Annotated in this window: 15 protein-coding genes and 2 pseudogenes; 12 read left to right on the top strand and 5 right to left on the bottom strand. The window is 68.9% G+C overall.

What is annotated here, in order from left to right:
- Window positions 1–167: 167 nt before the first annotated feature.
- A complete protein-coding gene (locus ACFY7E_RS24375) occupies window positions 168–968 on the bottom strand; it encodes a peptidoglycan DD-metalloendopeptidase family protein (protein ID WP_389488112.1) in 801 nt (266 codons plus the stop codon).
- A gap of 410 nt (window positions 969–1378) precedes the next feature.
- Here ACFY7E_RS24375 and ACFY7E_RS24370 point away from each other — a divergent pair, with 410 nt between their 5' ends.
- From ACFY7E_RS24370 to ACFY7E_RS24350, 5 genes and pseudogenes are all read left to right on the top strand, one after another.
- A complete protein-coding gene (locus ACFY7E_RS24370) occupies window positions 1379–2422 on the top strand; it encodes a hypothetical protein (protein ID WP_389488110.1) in 1044 nt (347 codons plus the stop codon).
- Between the two features lie 53 nt (window positions 2423–2475).
- Window positions 2476–3762: a hypothetical protein gene (locus ACFY7E_RS24365; RefSeq protein ID WP_389488108.1), complete on the top strand. Its 1287-nt coding sequence runs from the start codon at window positions 2476–2478 to the stop codon at window positions 3760–3762.
- 75 nt (window positions 3763–3837) lie between these two features.
- Window positions 3838–3992, top strand: a pseudogene (locus ACFY7E_RS24360) (IS5/IS1182 family transposase); the annotation flags it as partial.
- Window positions 3993–4306: 314 nt separating this feature from the next.
- Window positions 4307–5884, top strand: coding sequence for a peptidoglycan-binding protein (locus ACFY7E_RS24355; RefSeq protein WP_389488106.1), 1578 nt, complete (start codon window positions 4307–4309; stop codon window positions 5882–5884).
- Window positions 5885–6006: 122 nt separating this feature from the next.
- Window positions 6007–6865, top strand: a pseudogene (locus tag ACFY7E_RS24350) (IS5 family transposase).
- 686 nt (window positions 6866–7551) lie between these two features.
- Here the strand turns inward: ACFY7E_RS24350 and ACFY7E_RS24345 are convergent.
- Entirely contained in the window at window positions 7552–7848 is a 297-nt protein-coding gene (locus tag ACFY7E_RS24345) for a hypothetical protein (RefSeq protein ID WP_389488104.1), read from the bottom strand.
- Window positions 7849–8275: 427 nt separating this feature from the next.
- Here ACFY7E_RS24345 and ACFY7E_RS24340 point away from each other — a divergent pair, with 427 nt between their 5' ends.
- The 3 genes from ACFY7E_RS24340 to trpS all read left to right on the top strand — a co-directional run bounded on the left by ACFY7E_RS24340 (window position 8276) and on the right by trpS (window position 11137).
- Window positions 8276–8698, top strand: a complete 423-nt coding sequence (locus ACFY7E_RS24340; RefSeq protein ID WP_389488102.1) for a hypothetical protein — start codon at window positions 8276–8278, stop codon at window positions 8696–8698.
- 210 nt (window positions 8699–8908) lie between these two features.
- Entirely contained in the window at window positions 8909–9481 is a 573-nt protein-coding gene (locus ACFY7E_RS24335; RefSeq protein WP_389488100.1) for a hypothetical protein, read from the top strand.
- 546 nt (window positions 9482–10027) lie between these two features.
- The gene (gene trpS / locus ACFY7E_RS24330) at window positions 10028–11137 is read left to right on the top strand and encodes a tryptophan--tRNA ligase (protein ID WP_389488098.1); all 1110 of its coding nucleotides are present in this window, start codon (window positions 10028–10030) and stop codon (window positions 11135–11137) included.
- On the opposite strand, the gene ACFY7E_RS24325 is transcribed toward trpS, so the two are convergent.
- Both ACFY7E_RS24325 and ACFY7E_RS24320 read right to left on the bottom strand, forming a co-directional pair.
- Window positions 11131–11502: a hypothetical protein gene (locus ACFY7E_RS24325; protein ID WP_389488236.1), complete on the bottom strand. Its 372-nt coding sequence runs from the start codon at window positions 11500–11502 to the stop codon at window positions 11131–11133. The genes trpS and ACFY7E_RS24325 overlap by 7 nt on opposite strands.
- Before the next feature lie 44 nt (window positions 11503–11546).
- A complete protein-coding gene (locus tag ACFY7E_RS24320; RefSeq protein WP_389488234.1) occupies window positions 11547–11687 on the bottom strand; it encodes a hypothetical protein in 141 nt (46 codons plus the stop codon).
- A 403-nt stretch (window positions 11688–12090) separates the two neighbouring features.
- On the opposite strand from ACFY7E_RS24320, the gene ACFY7E_RS24315 reads away from it, so the two are divergent.
- A complete protein-coding gene (locus ACFY7E_RS24315) occupies window positions 12091–12717 on the top strand; it encodes a class I SAM-dependent methyltransferase (RefSeq protein ID WP_389488096.1) in 627 nt (208 codons plus the stop codon).
- A gap of 118 nt (window positions 12718–12835) precedes the next feature.
- Here the strand turns inward: ACFY7E_RS24315 and ACFY7E_RS24310 are convergent, their stop codons facing one another.
- Entirely contained in the window at window positions 12836–13207 is a 372-nt protein-coding gene (locus tag ACFY7E_RS24310) for a PRC-barrel domain containing protein (protein ID WP_389488094.1), read from the bottom strand.
- Window positions 13208–13298: 91 nt separating this feature from the next.
- On the opposite strand from ACFY7E_RS24310, the gene ACFY7E_RS24305 reads away from it, so the two are divergent.
- From ACFY7E_RS24305 to ACFY7E_RS24295, 3 genes are all read left to right on the top strand, one after another.
- Entirely contained in the window at window positions 13299–13802 is a 504-nt protein-coding gene (locus ACFY7E_RS24305) for a winged helix-turn-helix domain-containing protein (protein ID WP_389488092.1), read from the top strand.
- Window positions 13799–14374, top strand: a complete 576-nt coding sequence (locus tag ACFY7E_RS24300; protein ID WP_389488090.1) for a transposase — start codon at window positions 13799–13801, stop codon at window positions 14372–14374. Before ACFY7E_RS24305 ends, ACFY7E_RS24300 begins: the two co-directional genes overlap by 4 nt.
- 95 nt (window positions 14375–14469) lie before the next feature.
- The gene (locus ACFY7E_RS24295) at window positions 14470–16266 is read left to right on the top strand and encodes an SMI1/KNR4 family protein (protein WP_389488088.1); all 1797 of its coding nucleotides are present in this window, start codon (window positions 14470–14472) and stop codon (window positions 16264–16266) included.
- The last annotated feature ends 171 nt before the right edge of the window (window positions 16267–16437 follow it).

Below are 16437 nucleotides of genomic sequence, written 5' to 3'. Positions count from 1 at the left end.
CGGTCCAAAATTCTATGCGCGTTGAGGTATCGATGTGGGCATGTCATGAGACTTTCACAGGCATGCGCCGCCGCGGCTCGGTGCATGCGTCGGTGGGACCATCAGGGCTCCCCACCCCGACGGTCCCGCCGGTGTGCACCGCCGCAGCTCTACGGCCCGGCGCCGCGTCAGCAGAGCGGCACGCCGGGGAGCTGGGCGCTGGGGTGATCGATGTAGATGTTGCTGATGAAACCGTTCTGATCACGGAGCTTGCTCCACCAGTTGTTGGTGTAGCCCTCCGCGTTGACGGTGTCGCCCTGCTTCTGGCAGAGCACGCGCACGGCCGTCGGGCCGCCCAGAGTGGTCACGACCGCGGCGGACAGCCGCGCGTCGGCACGGACTTTGACGCCACTGCCCCAGGTGGTGAACGGGGTGCCGCTACCGCTGCAGCCGTTGTCGCTCGTCAGGTACGCCTGGTTGTAGCTGCCCGGGTAAGACAGCCCGGCGCCGTTGATGACGATGTTCTGGCCCACGCCGTTGTAGAGCTGCTCGTAGTGGATGTGCGCGCCGGAGGAGTTGCCGGTGCTGCCGGTGGTGCCGACCTGCTGCCCCTGGCTCACCCAGGCGCCGCTGGCCACCGAGTACGCGGCCAGATGGAAGTAGTACGTCTTCCAGCCGCCACCATGGTCCACCACGATGTAGTTGCCTGCACCGCTGGGCTGGGAGTACCGGGTGGCCGTACCCGCCGCCGAGGCGAGCACCGGGGTGCCTGCCGTCGCACCGCCGTCGGCGCGGACGAAGTCGAGGGCGCGCCGGACCTCCGCCGAGTGATGGCTATAGGTCCACCGCTGCCCGCAAGGGAACGGCGCCTTGAAGGGGGGTGCGGCCGTCACCGCCGTCTCTCCCGCGTGTGCGGGGGAGACGGAAAGACCGGCCAGTGCCAGCAGCGCGGCAGCGGCCAGGGCCGGAAGGCGTTTGAGGAACCTCACGACTGCTCCTAGGTGGTGAGGGGTGCCGGGCTGCGACGCTCCGGACGAGGGTTCTGTGAGACGTCGGGAACGTAGCGGGAAGACATGACCCTGACAAGCGTGCCCCGTGTTTCTTCGACCAGGAACGAAATCCTTGTGCCCGAACGCTGCTCCTCTCCACGCTGACGTCCTCGCACCGGATGCCCGACGCCCTGTCAGCCGCCACCACACCACTGAGGAGCCATCGCCCCATGCCCCGGCATCATCGGCCCTGCGCACCGCTGCGGCGCGGTGCCCTACCGGCCATCGCCGCGCTGTCCGTCCTGCTCGGAGCCCTCCTGGCCGGGACAGCCGCCGCTTCTCCCGCATCCCATCGGGCGCCCGGTTCCGTCACGGAAGCGACGGTCGCCGAGAGGACGGACGCCCTCACCATGCCTGACATCCCCACCGGCATGACCGCAGGCGTCGCCGTGTACGACCGGAAGGCCGGCAAGTTCACCGAACTCCGCGACTCCGAAAGGCAGTTCCGGTCCGCCTCGCTGGTGAAGCTGCTGCTCGCCCTCGACGTCCTCGGCGACGACAGCCCCGCCGCCCTCCTCGAGACCGACCGAGTGCGCCTCACCGCCATGCTGCGCAGCAGCGACGACGCTGCGGCCAGCCACTACTGGACCACCCGCGGAGGGAGCGCCGTCGTCACCCGCACCGCCTCCCGCCTCGGCCTCACCGGCACGGCCCCGCCGCCCGCATCCCACCCCGGCTACTGGGGCTACACCGCGACCACGGCGGTCGACACCGTCCGCGTCTACCGCCATATCCTCGACACCGCACCGGCCCCCGTGCGCACCTTCATAATGGACGCCCTGCACTCGGCCACCCGCTGCGGGAACGACGGCTTCGACCAGTACTTCGGCATCCCTTCCGCCTTCGACGGCCCCCGGGCCGTCAAGCAGGGATGGTCCGGCTTCACCTCCGGCGGCTGCACCACAGCCCCCGCTGCCCGCGCCGTCTCGAAGCCCACCCCGGCAACTGCCCCCGATACCCACGCCGTCTCACTGGACCTGGTGTCCGAGGCGCTCCACACCACCGGCACTGTCGGCCCCGACGACCGCACCGTGGTCGCCGTCCTCACCCTCCACCCCGACGGAACGCCCTACGGCACCGCGTACAGCAAGGTCACCCGCCTCACCGACTCCCTCAACGTACCGGGCGCCGTCCGCCCGGCGGGCACCCGGTTCGGCACCTGGGGCAGCGGCGTACGCGTCAGGGCCGCGGCGCACACCGGATCCACCCATCTCATCACCCTCCCGACCGGGATCGAAGTCCTGGTGGGCTGCCAGCGCCGGGGCGAGCGCGTCACCATCCCTCCTTACACCAACGACTGGTGGGCCTACCTACCGCAGTACGACGGCTGGATCACCCAGATCTACATCAACTCACCCGCCGACAAGTTGCCCGGCGTCCCCGACTGCCCCTGACCCCCCTCGCGCGCACTGCCCTCACCCCCCCCACGACCCGAAGGAGGCGCACCATGCGCCGAACCGACAGACCTCGCTCCGGACGCCGCCTGCCCGTGCTCACCGTCTCACTGACCGCCCTGTCCGCCTTCGCACTCGGCTTCGGCCCGGCTGGCGTTCAGGATCCGGCAGCGCATCGCGCTGCGGTGCCGGTGACCTGGCGCGCCGACCTCACGGCCGGCTCCGGTGACGAGGCCAACATCATCCACGCCGGCGGCTCCCTGCGGCTGCGCGACGGGCATCTGAGGCCCGCCTCGGTCCGTGCCGGCCAGGCCCAGGGCACCACCGTGCTGCCCGCCCGGGTGCTCGGCCAGGCCGTGAACCACATCGCGGTTGACCTCGACGCCACCTCGCCCGCCGGCACCAGGACGGCCGTCGACGTCCGCGGACGCGACGGACTCGGACGATGGACCGAGTGGCGCGAGGCACGCGTCGGCAAACCCGCCGTGCTACCCCGGGCCGTCACCGAGGTCCAGGTCCGCCTCACCCTCGTCGGCACACCGGCAGGCGCCACGCCGGAGATCCGCGGCCTTGGGCTGAGCGCGGAACTCCGAACGCCCGCCGCCGATGCCGGGGCGAACGATGCGGCCGTCTCGGCCGCCGCCACTCAGTTCTCCGCCCGGGTGTTCGCCACGCGCGAGGGCCTGGTCGGCGGAACCACCGCCAACGGCCACGTAATCGTCCCCAACGACCACTTCGTTGCCCTGCCGTCACGGCGCGGGCTGTCCCCCAAAGGCAGCGCCCAGTACTCCGTGCGCGTCTGCGGCCCAGCCCGGTGCGAGACCGCGCCAGTCTGGGACGTCGGCCCCTGGAACACCCACGACGACTACTGGAATCCCTCCTCCGTCCGCGAAACCTTCAAGGACCTTCCCCAGGGCAAGCCAGAAGCACAGGCGGCCTACGAGAACGGCTACCACGGCGGCCTCGACGAATTCGGCCGCCGGGTGCTCAACCCGGCGGGCATCGACCTGGCCGACGGCACCTTCTACAACGTCGGCCTCAACAACAACGGCTGGGTGACCGTCACCTATCTCTGGACTGGCGACGCCGCCACCCGGCCCTTTCCCACCTGGGGAACCGGCGTAAATATCCGCAAGCAGGCCACCTCGGCGTCCACCCAGGTCGCCCAACTCTCCGGTCCCACCACCGTCCACGTCCAGTGCCAAGTGCACGGCCAACTCGTGCAGGTCGACGGCTACAGCAACGACGCCTGGTCCTACCTGCCGGACTACGGCGGCTATATCTCCAACATCTACATCGATGTTCCCGAGGGCTGGCTTCCGGGCGTCCCGACTTGCTGAACTACCCTGCCGGGTCATGAGGACGGCGGTACTGGGGACCCGGGGTGTCCGCGGTGCCGCCGTGAGCGGCATACCGCAGACACCACGGCCTGGCGGAACTCCGTCCAGCCATCGCCTGCGAGAGCGCGGCAGTGCCGGCCGACGGCGCCCATCTCAACACCGGGCTCGTCGTCCCGCACCGCAAACGCCCCGGCAGGGCCCTCCTGCCCGGCGAGGGGGAGGGCAACGCCTAACAAGAGAACCACGTCCACGGAAGCTCATCCGACACTCCTTCGGCCAACGCATCCAGAGCCGGGCAGAGCGTACCCAGTTGATGACCAGCACACCTCAAGCACCAAGAGGGAAGAGACTCCGTCATCGGTGCCATCAATGACGGAGCCGAAGGGGCCGAAGTCCTCGCGCCACAGTAACCAGCACATCATGCTGCCGTGAGCATGCAATGGCGGTTGGAGCGGCTCCCTGCACACACCGGAACGCCGTGTCACGGTCCTATCCGGGTCGTCGTGACACCGTTCGATTCGACGCCACCGAGGGGAAACCACCAATGAACCGACCCCAGCGATCATGGAGATACACCACCTCGCTCGTACTCGGTACCGCTGTCGCCGTCCTGCTCACCGGTACGGACGGGCCTTCCGCCGCCGCGACGCCGACCCCACACGACACCGTCGACCAGGCCTTCACCCGGGCCGGCGCCGAATTCGACGTCCCTCGCGATCTGCTCGTGGCCATTGGATACGGCGAGAGCCGACTCGACTCCCACGACGGCAAGCCCAGTCACGCGAACGGGTACGGCGTCATGCACCTGGTCAGCAACCCTCGCTCACACACCCTGGAGCGGGCCGCAGAGCTGACGGGCGCGGCACCGAACGCGTTGCAGCGTAATACTGCGACCAACATCCGTGGCGCCGCCGCCGTCCTGCGCTCATACGCCGACCGGCTGGGCCTACAATTGGAGGACCACGACGACATCGGCGCCTGGTACCCGGCTGTGGCCGAGTACAGCGGCAGTACGGACGACCGCATGGCCCGGCTCTACGCGGACTCCGTTTACGACTTCCTCGCGAACGGCGTCCGCGCCACCACGCCCCTAGGCGAGACCGTCGACGTACACCCACAGGCCGTACGTCCCGAACGGGGCCGCTACACGGATGTACCCGCCCTGGATGAGGGGGCTTCGGCCGCCGTGGGGACTTTGAGCACCGACTATCCGCCCGCGCTGTGGGTGGCCGCGAACAGCGGCAACTACACCGTGGGTCGGTCCGCCGCAATCTCCGCCGTCGTCATCCACGTTACCCAGGGGTCGTACGCCGGGTCGATCAGCTGGTTCCAGAACCCGAGCTCAAACGTCAGCGCGCACTACGTGATCCGTTCGTCCGACGGGCAGGTCACCCAGACCGTCCGCGACAAGGACACCGCTTACCATGCACGTTCGGGCAACGCCTACAGCGTCGGCATCGAGCACGAGGGATACGTCGACAACCCTGCCTGGTTCACCGACGCCATGTACCGGTCATCCGCCGCCCTCACGCGTCACCTGACCGACAAGTACGGCATCCCTAAGGACCGGGCGCACATTATAGGGCACTCTGAAGTCCCGAACAATGACCACACCGACCCGGGGCCGAACTGGAACTGGACCTACTACATGCAGCTCGTCGGGGGCAGCACGAGTACGCCGGTCAACCTCGACTTCCCGGCCTACAACACGCTCCGCAGCGAGTCCACCGGCACCCAGGTCACGGCGGCGCAGACACTGCTCAACGCACAAGGTTTCGCCGCCGGTACCGCGGACGGCGTCTTCGGCACGAAGACCGAGACCGCCGTGAAGGCCTTCCAGAGCGCGCGCGGTCTGTCGCCCGACGGGGTCATCGGCCGCCAGTCCTGGACCGCACTGCTCTCGGCCGGAACCAAGCCCGTCTTGCAGGAGACCTCCTCGGGCGCCGACGTCAAGCGACTCCAGCGGTCGCTGACGGCCGCACTGAGCCGGACCGTAGAGATCGACGGCAGCTTCGGCCCCGGCACTGCGCAGGCGGTCAGGGACTTCCAGACCAGCCGGTCGTTGACGGTGGACGGCGTCGTGGGTCCGGCAACATGGACGGCTCTGCAGGCTGGCCGGTGAAGTGAACGCGGGCCGGGTCCCGATGTCGGCCACCTGGCACGCTGGAGGTTCGATCCTGATGACCGGCAGCGTTGGGGCTAGGGCCTGTCTTCAAAGGGTTCTGATGGGGGATCATGTGAGGCATGGTGCGTCGTCATGAGCTGCCGGATGTGAAGTGGGAAGCGCTGTCCGGGTTGTTGCCGCGGGCGTCGTCGGGGCGGCCGCGACTGGATGACTAGCGGGTTCTGAATGGCATCGTGTGGAAGCTGCGGACGGGGTCGGCGTGGCGTGATGTGCCGGAGCGTTACGGGTTCTGGAGGACTCTGTATACGCGTTTTCGCAGGTGGGTGCTGGACGGGACGTTCACGCGGATGCTGGCCGCGGTCCAGGCGGAGAGGGATGCGGCTGGTGACATCGACTGGCTGGTGTCGGTCGACTCCACCGTCGCCCGGGCTCACCAGCATGCCGCCGGTGCCCGCAAAAAGGGGCTGGGCCGGGGGACGAAGTATGTGATCACGCCCTCGGACGATCCCGGGGCGGGCTGACCACGAAGATCCACCTCGCCTGCGACGGGCGAGGCCGGCCGCTCGGCTTCGTCCTCACCGGCGGCAACGCCGCCGACTGCAGCCGCTTCGAGGAGGTCACGGACACCGTCAAGGTCCGTCGGGCCGGACCCGGACGGCCCCGACCCGCCCGGACCACGTCCTGGGCGACAAGGGCTACAGTTCCCGCAAGATACGCGCCTACCTGCGTAAACGCGGGATCGGCCACACCATCCCCGAACGCCGCGACCAACGAGCCCACCGATCACGCAGAGGCCGCGACGGAGGCAGACCATGCGCCTTCGACAAACAGCTCTACAAGAAACGCAACGTCGTCGAACGCTGCTTCAACCGCCTCAAGCAGTACCGCGCCATCACCACCCGCTACGACAAAACCCGAGAGTCCTACCAGGCAGCCATCACCATCGCCTCCCTCCTCCTCTGGCTCCGGCCCATTTGAAGACACTGCCTAGTACAGAGCCTGTGGTCGACGAGGCGACTGAATGCCTCGCCAGTATCAAGGACCCGGCCCATGCCGTGACGAGTTGCCAGGAGGTGGCTCTTTACACCGGACGACCGACCCGGGCCAGGACGGGATGGGTTCGGTGCACAGGCTGCAGAACCCTCAGCACGTTCGAGTCACGTTCCATCCCGGGCCGTAAACAACAAGCTCAGCATCCGCCGGTCAGCTGCCATACGACACCGGCACCCAGGCTCTCACGTCAGTGCTGCTGCGGTCCGGGCACTCGCTGCCAAGCGGTCCAGCCGGCAGACGGCGAGCTCGTCCGGCCGGCGTGCAGAGAACTGAAGTCGACCGCTCGCTCCGCCATGCGCAGGCACTCATCCGCCGTCTGCCGAACCTGCGCAGGCACATCTCCCCACTCCCGCACGAGCGCCGTGTAGATCGGGGCGCTGCCGGCTGCCGGGCCGGTGGACTCACGTTGGTGCACAGACACCCCTTGAAGGGAGAGAGATCGGCTGGCGAGTCTACGGTCAAGTAGCCAAGCTTGTCCCGGCTTCAGTACATCCGACGAGCATCGCCTGCTTGCGGCAGGCACTGAGGCCCGCCAAGACAGGCGCCTGGTGATAGAGAGTGGCACTGTTCACGGGGAGCGGTTCTGGATCGGATTCTGTGCTGGGCGATTCTCAGGAAGGGGTCTTGCTTGTGGATGCCGCCGTGTCGTGGACCCGCTCGGCGAGTTGGATCAGAAACCCGTAGGTCGCCACTCGGCCGTGGATGCGCAGGAAGCAGGACCGGCTGGAGCACTCGAATATCTCACGGCGGTTCACCTTCCACAGCGTGTGCTCGTAGGTGTGCGCCGCTTCCACCAAGGCCGCTTCGGCTTCCTCCGCGCTGCCGTCGAATTCCGCGATCGTTCGTGCGTCTCGGTCCATCTCGCTGACACCGCTGACAGGTATGGCAAGCACGATCCACCTGGACACGCTGAGATCCGTTCCCCCTGCACCGCCGACCGCGGCGCACCCAGCCCAAGTCTGGCAGACGCACCCTCACACTCAGCCGGGTTTGAAGGGCACGACAGCGTCGGCGAAGAAGCGGCCGGTGCCCGGGCGGCACCAGCAGACAGAGGCCCGGCTGACGGCCTGGACGGATATCGAACGTGCGCACCACACCATCGGCGGCGCCCTGTACCCGACCAACTTCTACCCGCGCCCGTTCACCCTCCTCATCACCGACCTCTACCAGTGCCCCCCACACTTGGGACACCCTCTGCAAACCGCTCAAGGACAGGCTGGAAGCACAAGAAAGACAGTTCTGAACCAGTCGCGGCCATCACCGCATCCCACCCGATGGCGTGGTGCAGGCAGATTGATCACCAGCTCACAGTGCGGCGAAGGGAGGGGGAGGGCTATGGCAGAAATCGAGATGCCCGGGCCCGACCCCAACTGGCAGCCGGCCGTGCAGATGCCCTACTACACCGGCAAGAACCCCGCCTACCAGTACAGCGTCTGGGAACGCTGCGCGCCGCTGTTCCAGATGATCGGCGGACTGGTGCTGCCGGTGCAGTCCGTGGCCTGGCGACTGCGTCTGCAGGTGGAACGCTTTTGGGACGGGCTGGACGAACTCGATGTCGTCCTGTTCCGGCTCAAAGGATTCAGCTTCGCGATCAGCAAGCACGACGGTGATCCGCGCGACATCTACGATGTCTGGCTCACTCAGCCGCACGAGCGGGCCGATGAAGCTCTCGGCGCCCTCTTGCAAGTGATCGGGATCGGTGAGGACGCTGTTGCGTTCCGCGGTAACGCGCACAAGGCCCCCACGCCGCCGAACTGAGCCGAGCAAGCAGGCGACAGATCGGACCAGGCCGTTCAGCCCGAAAGACACGAGCCGGCCACCTTCGGCAGATCGCTGTGGCGCAAGCGGGACCACCCTGCTTGCGTGACGCGTCCGGGGGGAAGAAACCCCGTGGTTCCGGAAGCCCGTGCAGAGCGCATAGTGGATCCGGTCCATGATCGCCCCCTCTACCGAAACGGAACCTGCCGCGTGACGACCACCCCTCTGGAACCCTCGACTACGCGTGTGCCCGGGCGGGCCTGGACCGTCCGCCTGACCGGACACAGCGACCGCACGGTGAGCGTCACCTGCACCTCGCCGTGCACGATGCCCGCCCGTACCCGCGACCTGGCCGCTTTGCGCACCTTCGCCGCGCAGCACGCCGCCGCCCACGCCAAGGCGGCCACCGTCCGGCCCGACGCCGCCTGCCACTGCCGCGCCGAACGCTGTGAAGCACACCCCGCAGACAAGACACTGTGCGCGGGCGAAGTGGTGATGATCCTGCGCCACGACCCGATCGTCGGACAGGTCTGGATCGTCGAGGAAGTCTGTGCGATGTGCGCGCCCCGCATCCCGCACGCCCGGGTCCTGGCCCGCGCCGCGGCCCCCGCCCGACGCACCACCGCCAAGCCCCAGAGCCAGGGTCAGGGTCAGGGGAGTCGGACGCAGGTGCTGCCGCACCCGGGCGTGCCCAGCCTGTTCTCCTCCGCCGACGCCGCCGGGATGGGCACCGACACGATTCGCCGCCCGCGCAAGCCTTACCGGCGCCCCCGCCAGGCCTGAGACGTTCGCCCCGCGATAAGGAGTCCGGCTGAGGGCCTGTATGTACTCGGCGGGCGCGGGTGGCTGGGTGCTTCAGCCGGTGAAGCCTCGCAATACACCTCTGGCATCTTCCCCAGCCATGACCGCGGACTCGTCGAAACCCAGTTCGGCGATCATCTTCGGCGTCTACCCCACCGATCAGCTCCACCTACCCCCGTCCGCCTGCACCCCCACACTCGATGCCGTTACCGACATTGCGGGCCCGGAACCTACGGCGCGACGGTGACGCCCGCTTTCGGACCGAAGTCTTCGTCCGCCGATCACCGACTGCGCTGCCCCAAGGTCAGCGACCTGCCAATCGCCCGATTGCCTCTCTCGTTCATCTGCAGGCGCCCAGTACAGTAGGCACATGCATCTTTCGTCGTGTCTGAGCTGGTGGCGCTCCTCGTAGGAGCGGCCACCTCTCACGCATGCAAAAGGGCCGTTCGGACGGACGGCCCTTTTCGTGTCCCCTGGACCAGGGTCTTGCCGTCCTGACGGCGACATCCAACTCGCCAGGAGACACCGATGAACACCACCGCCCAGGCTGTAGCCCCCACGGCCCCCTCCTCTGCTTTCGCCGACCCACTGGGGATGTCCGCAGCTCAGGATCGCAGCGCGGTGCTCGAAGAGCTGATCCTCAAGAACCCCGGACACTTCCGGGTGCTGACCGGAGACCGTCCCACCGGCCGCCTGCATCTGGGCCACTATTTCGGCACGCTGCACAACCGAGTGCGTCTGCAGAACCTCGGGGTAGAGATGTACGTGATCATCGCGGACTACCAGGTCCTGACCGACCGCGACATCGCGGACAACCTGACCGAGCACGTCGAAGAACTGGTCTTGGACTACCTGGCCATCGGTGTGAACCCGGCACGCAGCACGATCTTCACACACAGCGCCGTGCCGGCTCTCAACCAGCTGCTGCTGCCCTTCCTCAGCCTGGTCTCCGTCGCCGACCTCGAACGCAATCCCACAGTGAAAGATGAGATCGCCCACTCGCGGCAGTCCACTGTCAGCGGCCTGATGTTCACCTACCCCGCCCATCAGGCCGCCGACATCCTCTTCTGCAAGGCCAACCTGGTCCCGGTCGGCAAGGACCAGCTCCCTCACCTGGAACTCACCCGGACCATCGCCCGTCGTTTCAACGACCGCTACAGCGCCGGCTCCGCCGTCTTCCCCCGGCCCGATGCCCTACTGTCGAACGCACCCCTCCTGCTTGGCACGGACGGCGGCAAGATGAGCAAGAGCCGCGGCAACGCCATCACCCTGGCCGCCGACGCCGACGAGACCGCCCGCCTGATCAAGGGGGCCAAAACCGACTCCGAACGCCACATCGCCTACGACCCGGCTAGCCGCCCGGAAGTGTCCTCTCTCCTCCTCTTGGCGGCCCTATGCCAGAACCGGACACCAGAGCAGATCGCCTCCGACATCGGCTCCGCAGGAGCCGCCGCATTGAAGAAGACGGTGACCGAGGCCGTCAACGAATACCTGGCCCCCATCCGGGCCCGCCGAAGCGAATACGCGAATGACCGCACCTACCTCCGCGAGATCCTGCGCGAGGGCAACGAGCGAGCCAACGCCGTTGCCGACAAAACACTCGCCGAGGTGCGTGCCGCGATGAACAGCCGTTACTGACACTCTGACGCTGCCAACACAGGGCACAGGTACGCGAAAGCGCGACCCGCGACAAGGTGAGCTTGTTCCGCTTCAACGGACACCGCTGCGGACACGCAGGGCTCTACGCCGCCCTCGCCCGAGGCCGGATCGACGCGGACCGGATACGACAGGCCCTGACCTCGGTGCCGCTCTCCCGGTCGGCGGACGGCTGGCTGGTCCTGGCCGTCGATGTCAGCGCCCAGACGTTGTCCGGTGTTGCCATGGCCGCTCGGTGGGCCGTGGGCATCCAGCATCTGCCTGGCGTAGGTATGCAGCGTCCAGGCGGGCCCGACCAGGTCGGCAAAGGCGAGAAACGTCAGGGCGATCCGGTCGCTGCGGTCCACCCGCGCAACGGGCGCGCAGCGGGGGAAGCGGTGACGGGCCCTGTTCACGAGGTCTCGCCGAGGGTGTTCTCGTGCGCGTCAAGGAGGCGGCTGGTCTGCGCGTACAGCCACTCCAGTTCCACCGAGGTAAGGATGAGGGCCGCCTCGCAGGTCGAGTCGTCCTCGAAGTGGAACTCGACGGACACCGAGCCCTGACGGGCGCGTGGATTGTAGATCGTGTCCCGGCCGGGGATCAGCGTCAGGTGGGTGGCCCGCGCCGGTACCGGGCACAGCGTTGTGCCGTTCGCCGGCGAGGTCCAGGCGGGCCCGCCGCCGGGCGGGGACGCGAGAGCGAGGAAAGCGGAACTTGCCCGGTGCGGCCTGCTCTGGGTCGGCACGGGGCGCAGGGCCGGTAGCGTCCGCCGTCCGCGCGGAGGCGTTCGATGGGCCGTGAACGGTCGGCCGTCGTCGTTTGCGAGGCTTCGAGCCGCCCCGCCATGCGTGCCGCCCCCTACAACCGTCGCGCGCAGGCCACCTGAGAGGATGGACGGGCCGACAACATCGCCGTCGTACCCGCCGGGCGACGCAGACCGCGAGGGGACGCTGCATATGGCGGAGCAAAAGGACCGTTGGGCGGAGCTCACCGGGGGGCAGGCCGGCGAGGAGTACGCGCGGCGGTTCGCCCGGCTCGCCGCGGCCGGGCAGGACGTCCACGGTGAGGCCGCCTTCTGCGACGCGCTGCTGCGTCCGGCCGCGCGGGTCCTCGACGCGGGCTGCGGCACCGGCCGGATCGCGATCCGGCTCGCGGAGCTGGGCCACGACTGCACCGGGGTAGACGTCGACGCCTCGATGCTCGCGGTCGCCCGCCGCGCCGCCCCCGCGCAGGACTGGCTCCTCGGCGACCTCGCCCGGCTCGACACCCTCGGGCTGCAGACGGACTTCGACCTGGTGCTCGCCGCCGGGAACGTCATCCCCCTGCTCGCCCCCGGTACCGAACCGACGGTCGTCCGGCACCTCGCCGCCGCACTGCGCCCCGGAGGCCTGCTCGTCACCGGCATGGGACTCGACGCGACACACCTGCCGCTGCCCGAACCCCCTTTTGAAATCGATACGTTCGACCACTGGTGCGTCCTGGCCGACCTGACCCTGCTGCACCGCTACGCCACGTGGGACGGTGAGCCCTACACACCAGGCTGCGGGTACGCCGTCAGCGTGCATCGACGTCCCGCCGCCTGACACGCCGCCGCCGCCGTCGTCCCGACGGCCCAGGGACCGGGTGGGACACGTCCGGGGCGGACCATCGAACGACGGTCCACCCCGGACGATGCCAGGCGCGGGGCCCGGCCGGGATCAGTCAGAGGGTGCCGGAGATGCCGCTGCCGGGCCGGTTGGTGTAGTGGCTCCCGACCTGCTGGTGATAGTCGGCGTTGCCGAGGTGCTTCTCCTTGTCGAACTCCGGCGCGTCCTTGATCTCGTCCTTCGTACGGTCGACGTGGACGGTCTCGTTCTCCGGGTCGAGCGAGCGAATGACGCCGGCGGGGAGGAGGACCTCCTTGCCGAAGATCCAGACTCCGGTGTCGACAACGATGTACTGCGCGCCGACCTCACGAGAGTGCTTGTCGATCTTCCCGATGTGCTCGTCAGTGGCCTCGACCTTCCAGCCCGTCAGGTCCGTGCCCGCGGTGACGTCGGCGTTCGGGGCGTGATTCCAGATGCTGTCCGTCATCGTGTCACCTCCTATGAGAGTTTCGACATACGTCCTACTGATCTTTTCGTTAGTTCCGTGGGCATGGCAGCCGTGTTGGTGAGATCTTGGTGTGGTGTCTTTCAAGCCTTCGCTCGTGGTTCCTCCTTTGACGCGGCCGCAGTTGGCCGAGGCCCGGCGTGTGCGGGCGGCCGAACTGTTCGATCAGGAACGTTCTGGTGCCGAGATCGCACGGATGCTGGGAGTCAGCCAGGAGAGCGTGCGGCGGTGGAGACGGGTCTGGGAGAAGGACGACGCCGATGCTCTGCGCCGGCGTCCGGCCACCGGTCGCCCGCCCAAACTGGACGACGCCCAGGTCGAGCAGGTGCGGACCGCACTCGAGCAGGGCGCCCAGGCCCATGGCTTCGAGGCCGATCTGTGGACCCTGGAACGCGTTGGTCTGGTCGTTGGGCGGGTGACAGGGGTGACGCTGTCGAGAGCCTCGGTGTGGCGGCTGCTGACCGGCCGGCTCGGATGGAGCCTGCAGCGTCCCGAGCGGCGGGTGGTGGAGCGGGACGAGTCGGAGATCGCCCGCTGGATCGCCCATGAGTGGCCGCGGATCAAAAAGGGGCCGTGAACACACGTGCCTGGATCGTCTTCCTCGACGAGTCAGGCGTCTCTTTGCTGCCGCAGGTCCGCCGCACCTATGCGCCCCGCGGCCGCACCCCGCTCCTGCGGCACCGGCTGAACTGGAAACGCGCCTTGATGGCCGGGGCCCTCGGTTACCACGCCGCCGACCCGGACCGAGGTCCTCGGTTGTGCTTCCACCTCAAACCCGGCAGCTATGACACCCCTGCTCTCATCAAGGTCCTGGAGCAGATGAAGACGTTCTACCGCGGGGAGCGGGTGGTGCTGGTCTGGGACGGGCTGTCGGCTCACTGGAGCCGGGCCATGCGGGCCTGGATGGCCGAGCAGGACTGGCTCACCCTGGAACGATTACCGGCCTACGCACCCGAGCTCAACCCAGTGGAACTGCTGTGGTCCTCGCTGAAGAAACGCGAGCTCGCCAACCTCGCCGGCGACCACCTCGCCGACGTCGCGGACGCCACCGAACAGGGCATCCGCCGGATCAACACCAACCCACAGCTGCCCTGGTCCTTCCTCACCCACACCGGCCTCACCCTCCACCCACCAGCCCCACCCAATTAACGAAAAGATCAGTAGTTTATAGGTGGCCGGAACCGAGGGGACGACAGACAGCTCCGGCCGTCTGGGCGTCAGTGCCCGAGCCTAGAGTGCGGGGCATGATCACGTTCACCGTCGAAGAGTCCTGGAACCGCATCGAGAGCTGGCTCGCGCGGCACGCCCCCGTCACCCACGGGCTGCTGCGACCGCCCGCCTCCCCGGCGGACGTCGCGGCGGCCGAACTCCGGCTGGGGGTGGCCTTCCCGCACGACCTGAGGGAATCGCTGCTGCGGCACGACGGTGTGGAGCTCCAGGACGGAACGCTCCTGCTCGACTACCACGGACCATTGTCCGGAGTCAGGGAGATCGTGCGGAGCACCGAGTTCCTGCGCGAGGTCGGGAAGGACGCCGCCGAGGAGGAGACCGACCTCGCCGAGGAGGAGCGCGACGAGTACGCGTACTGGCCGCACGAACGACTGCTGATCACCCTGGGCATCGGCTGGCAGTCCTCCGACGGGCTCTTCCTGGCCACCCGCCCCGGCCCACACCACGGGCGGGTCGGCCGGTACTTCGACGAGACGGGCTCGGCCTTCACTCCCTGGCCGGGACTGCGGCACGTCCTCTCCGACTTCGCCGCGGCCCTGGAGGACGGTCTGCCCTTCGACGGGCGGACGCCCCTGGCCCACGAGGACCGGCTGATCTGGGACGGCGCCAGGACGGTCGTCGCCGACCCGGCCTCCACCCTGGACGCAGCCGCCGGGCTCCCCGAGCCGCAGGTCCCCTCCGCGACCGAGCCCGCTCCGCCCGTCCCACAGTCCGACGGAGCCTGTGCCGTCATCGCCTTCGGGAGCGGCGGATTCTTCGAATCCGAGCCCGCACCGCCGGTGCAGCCGGACGTCGTGTTCGTGGCGGGCGCCGACCCCGGGGAGCTGCTGGACCGGCTGGGCTCCGTGCCCGCGACCACCCGGCCGCGCAGCCGGGAACAGGCGCGGCTGTCCGCCGGCGCGCCCTGGGCCGCGCACCGCCCGATGGTCCGGGCCCGGTCCTGCGGCGGCGGGTGGTCGTACGCCACGCAGGAGGGCGGTGACACCCAGTTCGACCGTCCCGAGGTGCTGGAACGGCTGTCCCGTGGAACCCGGGTAGTACGACTGACGAAGCAGGGCCCCGAGGTACGTGTGACCGTCGTGGAGGACGGCACGGAGCGGCCGGAAGCGGGCCACCGGGTCGAATCGCCGCGCGAGGACTACGTGACCGGCCCCGACGGGCAGCCCGTGCTCGACCGGACCGGACAGCAGTTCCAGCGGATCGGCGTCGATCCCTGGCCCGGCTCGACGGCCGCCTACGCGCGGCTACTGGCAGGCTTGAAGGCGGAGCACGGCATCGACTGGGATCCAGCGGACGACGCGGCGGCGCCACTGACCAGCGCGCTGCTGCTGCCGGTCCTCGACGAGGTGCCGGAGGCACGGCACCCGGTCACCGTCGTACGCGACTTCGACCTCGGCGCCCTCGTGGAGCGGACCCCGCCGGAGCGGTTGCGCTCCGCGGTGGCGGCGCAGCTCGCCCGGCTGGCGTCGGAGACCGGAATCGACGGCTACCCGGAGATCGCCCGGGCGCTGGAGCGGGCCGGCCGGGGCGAGCCGGTAGACCTGACGGCCGACGGGCCCCTCGACCTGCGGATGCGGACAATTCGGGCGGAGGCCCGGGCCGTCTGCGGACTGCTCGACGCGGCCCGCCGCCGACCGGACCCGGCGCCCGTCACCGAGGCCGACTCCGCGGCGTGGCACGGCCGGGACGCGGCGGCCGGGGCCCTGCGCCGGTTCCTGCTGCTGCCCCTGCCCGCGGCGGCGGAGACGGTCCTGAGCCTGCGCATGTCCCTGCACTGGCGCGACGAGCTGATGGCGGACCTGGCCGGCTAGCTGTGTTCTGCCGAGTCACGTGAACCCTTCGCCGTTCACCTCCTCGGGCGCGGGGCCGGCGGGGGCGTATGCGTGGGCCTTGAGGACCTGGGCGGCAATCTTCGAGCGCATCCGGTGCAATGTCCTGATGACGGCGGCGGGCTCGATGGTGGCGGGGCGGTGATGGTCAGC

It is taken from the genome of Streptomyces sp. NPDC012825, from assembly GCF_042900925.1.
Taxonomy (GTDB): domain Bacteria; phylum Actinomycetota; class Actinomycetes; order Streptomycetales; family Streptomycetaceae; genus Streptomyces.
This window is presented reverse-complemented; position numbering and strand designations above follow the sequence as displayed.

Bases quoted from the DNA above. Each gene is read 5' to 3' on its own strand.
- ACFY7E_RS24340 (WP_389488102.1), top strand. From the start codon at position 8,276: ATGGCAGAAATCGAGATGCCCGGGCCCGACCCCAACTGGCAGCCGGCC.
- ACFY7E_RS24365 (WP_389488108.1), top strand. From the start codon at position 2,476: ATGCGCCGAACCGACAGACCTCGCTCCGGACGCCGCCTGCCCGTGCTC.
- ACFY7E_RS24310 (WP_389488094.1), bottom strand. From the start codon at position 13,207: ATGACGGACAGCATCTGGAATCACGCCCCGAACGCCGACGTCACCGCG.
- ACFY7E_RS24355 (WP_389488106.1), top strand. From the start codon at position 4,307: ATGAACCGACCCCAGCGATCATGGAGATACACCACCTCGCTCGTACTC.
- ACFY7E_RS24370 (WP_389488110.1), top strand. From the start codon at position 1,379: ATGCCTGACATCCCCACCGGCATGACCGCAGGCGTCGCCGTGTACGAC.
- ACFY7E_RS24295 (WP_389488088.1), top strand. From the start codon at position 14,470: ATGATCACGTTCACCGTCGAAGAGTCCTGGAACCGCATCGAGAGCTGG.
- ACFY7E_RS24315 (WP_389488096.1), top strand. From the start codon at position 12,091: ATGGCGGAGCAAAAGGACCGTTGGGCGGAGCTCACCGGGGGGCAGGCC.
- trpS (WP_389488098.1), top strand. From the start codon at position 10,028: ATGAACACCACCGCCCAGGCTGTAGCCCCCACGGCCCCCTCCTCTGCT.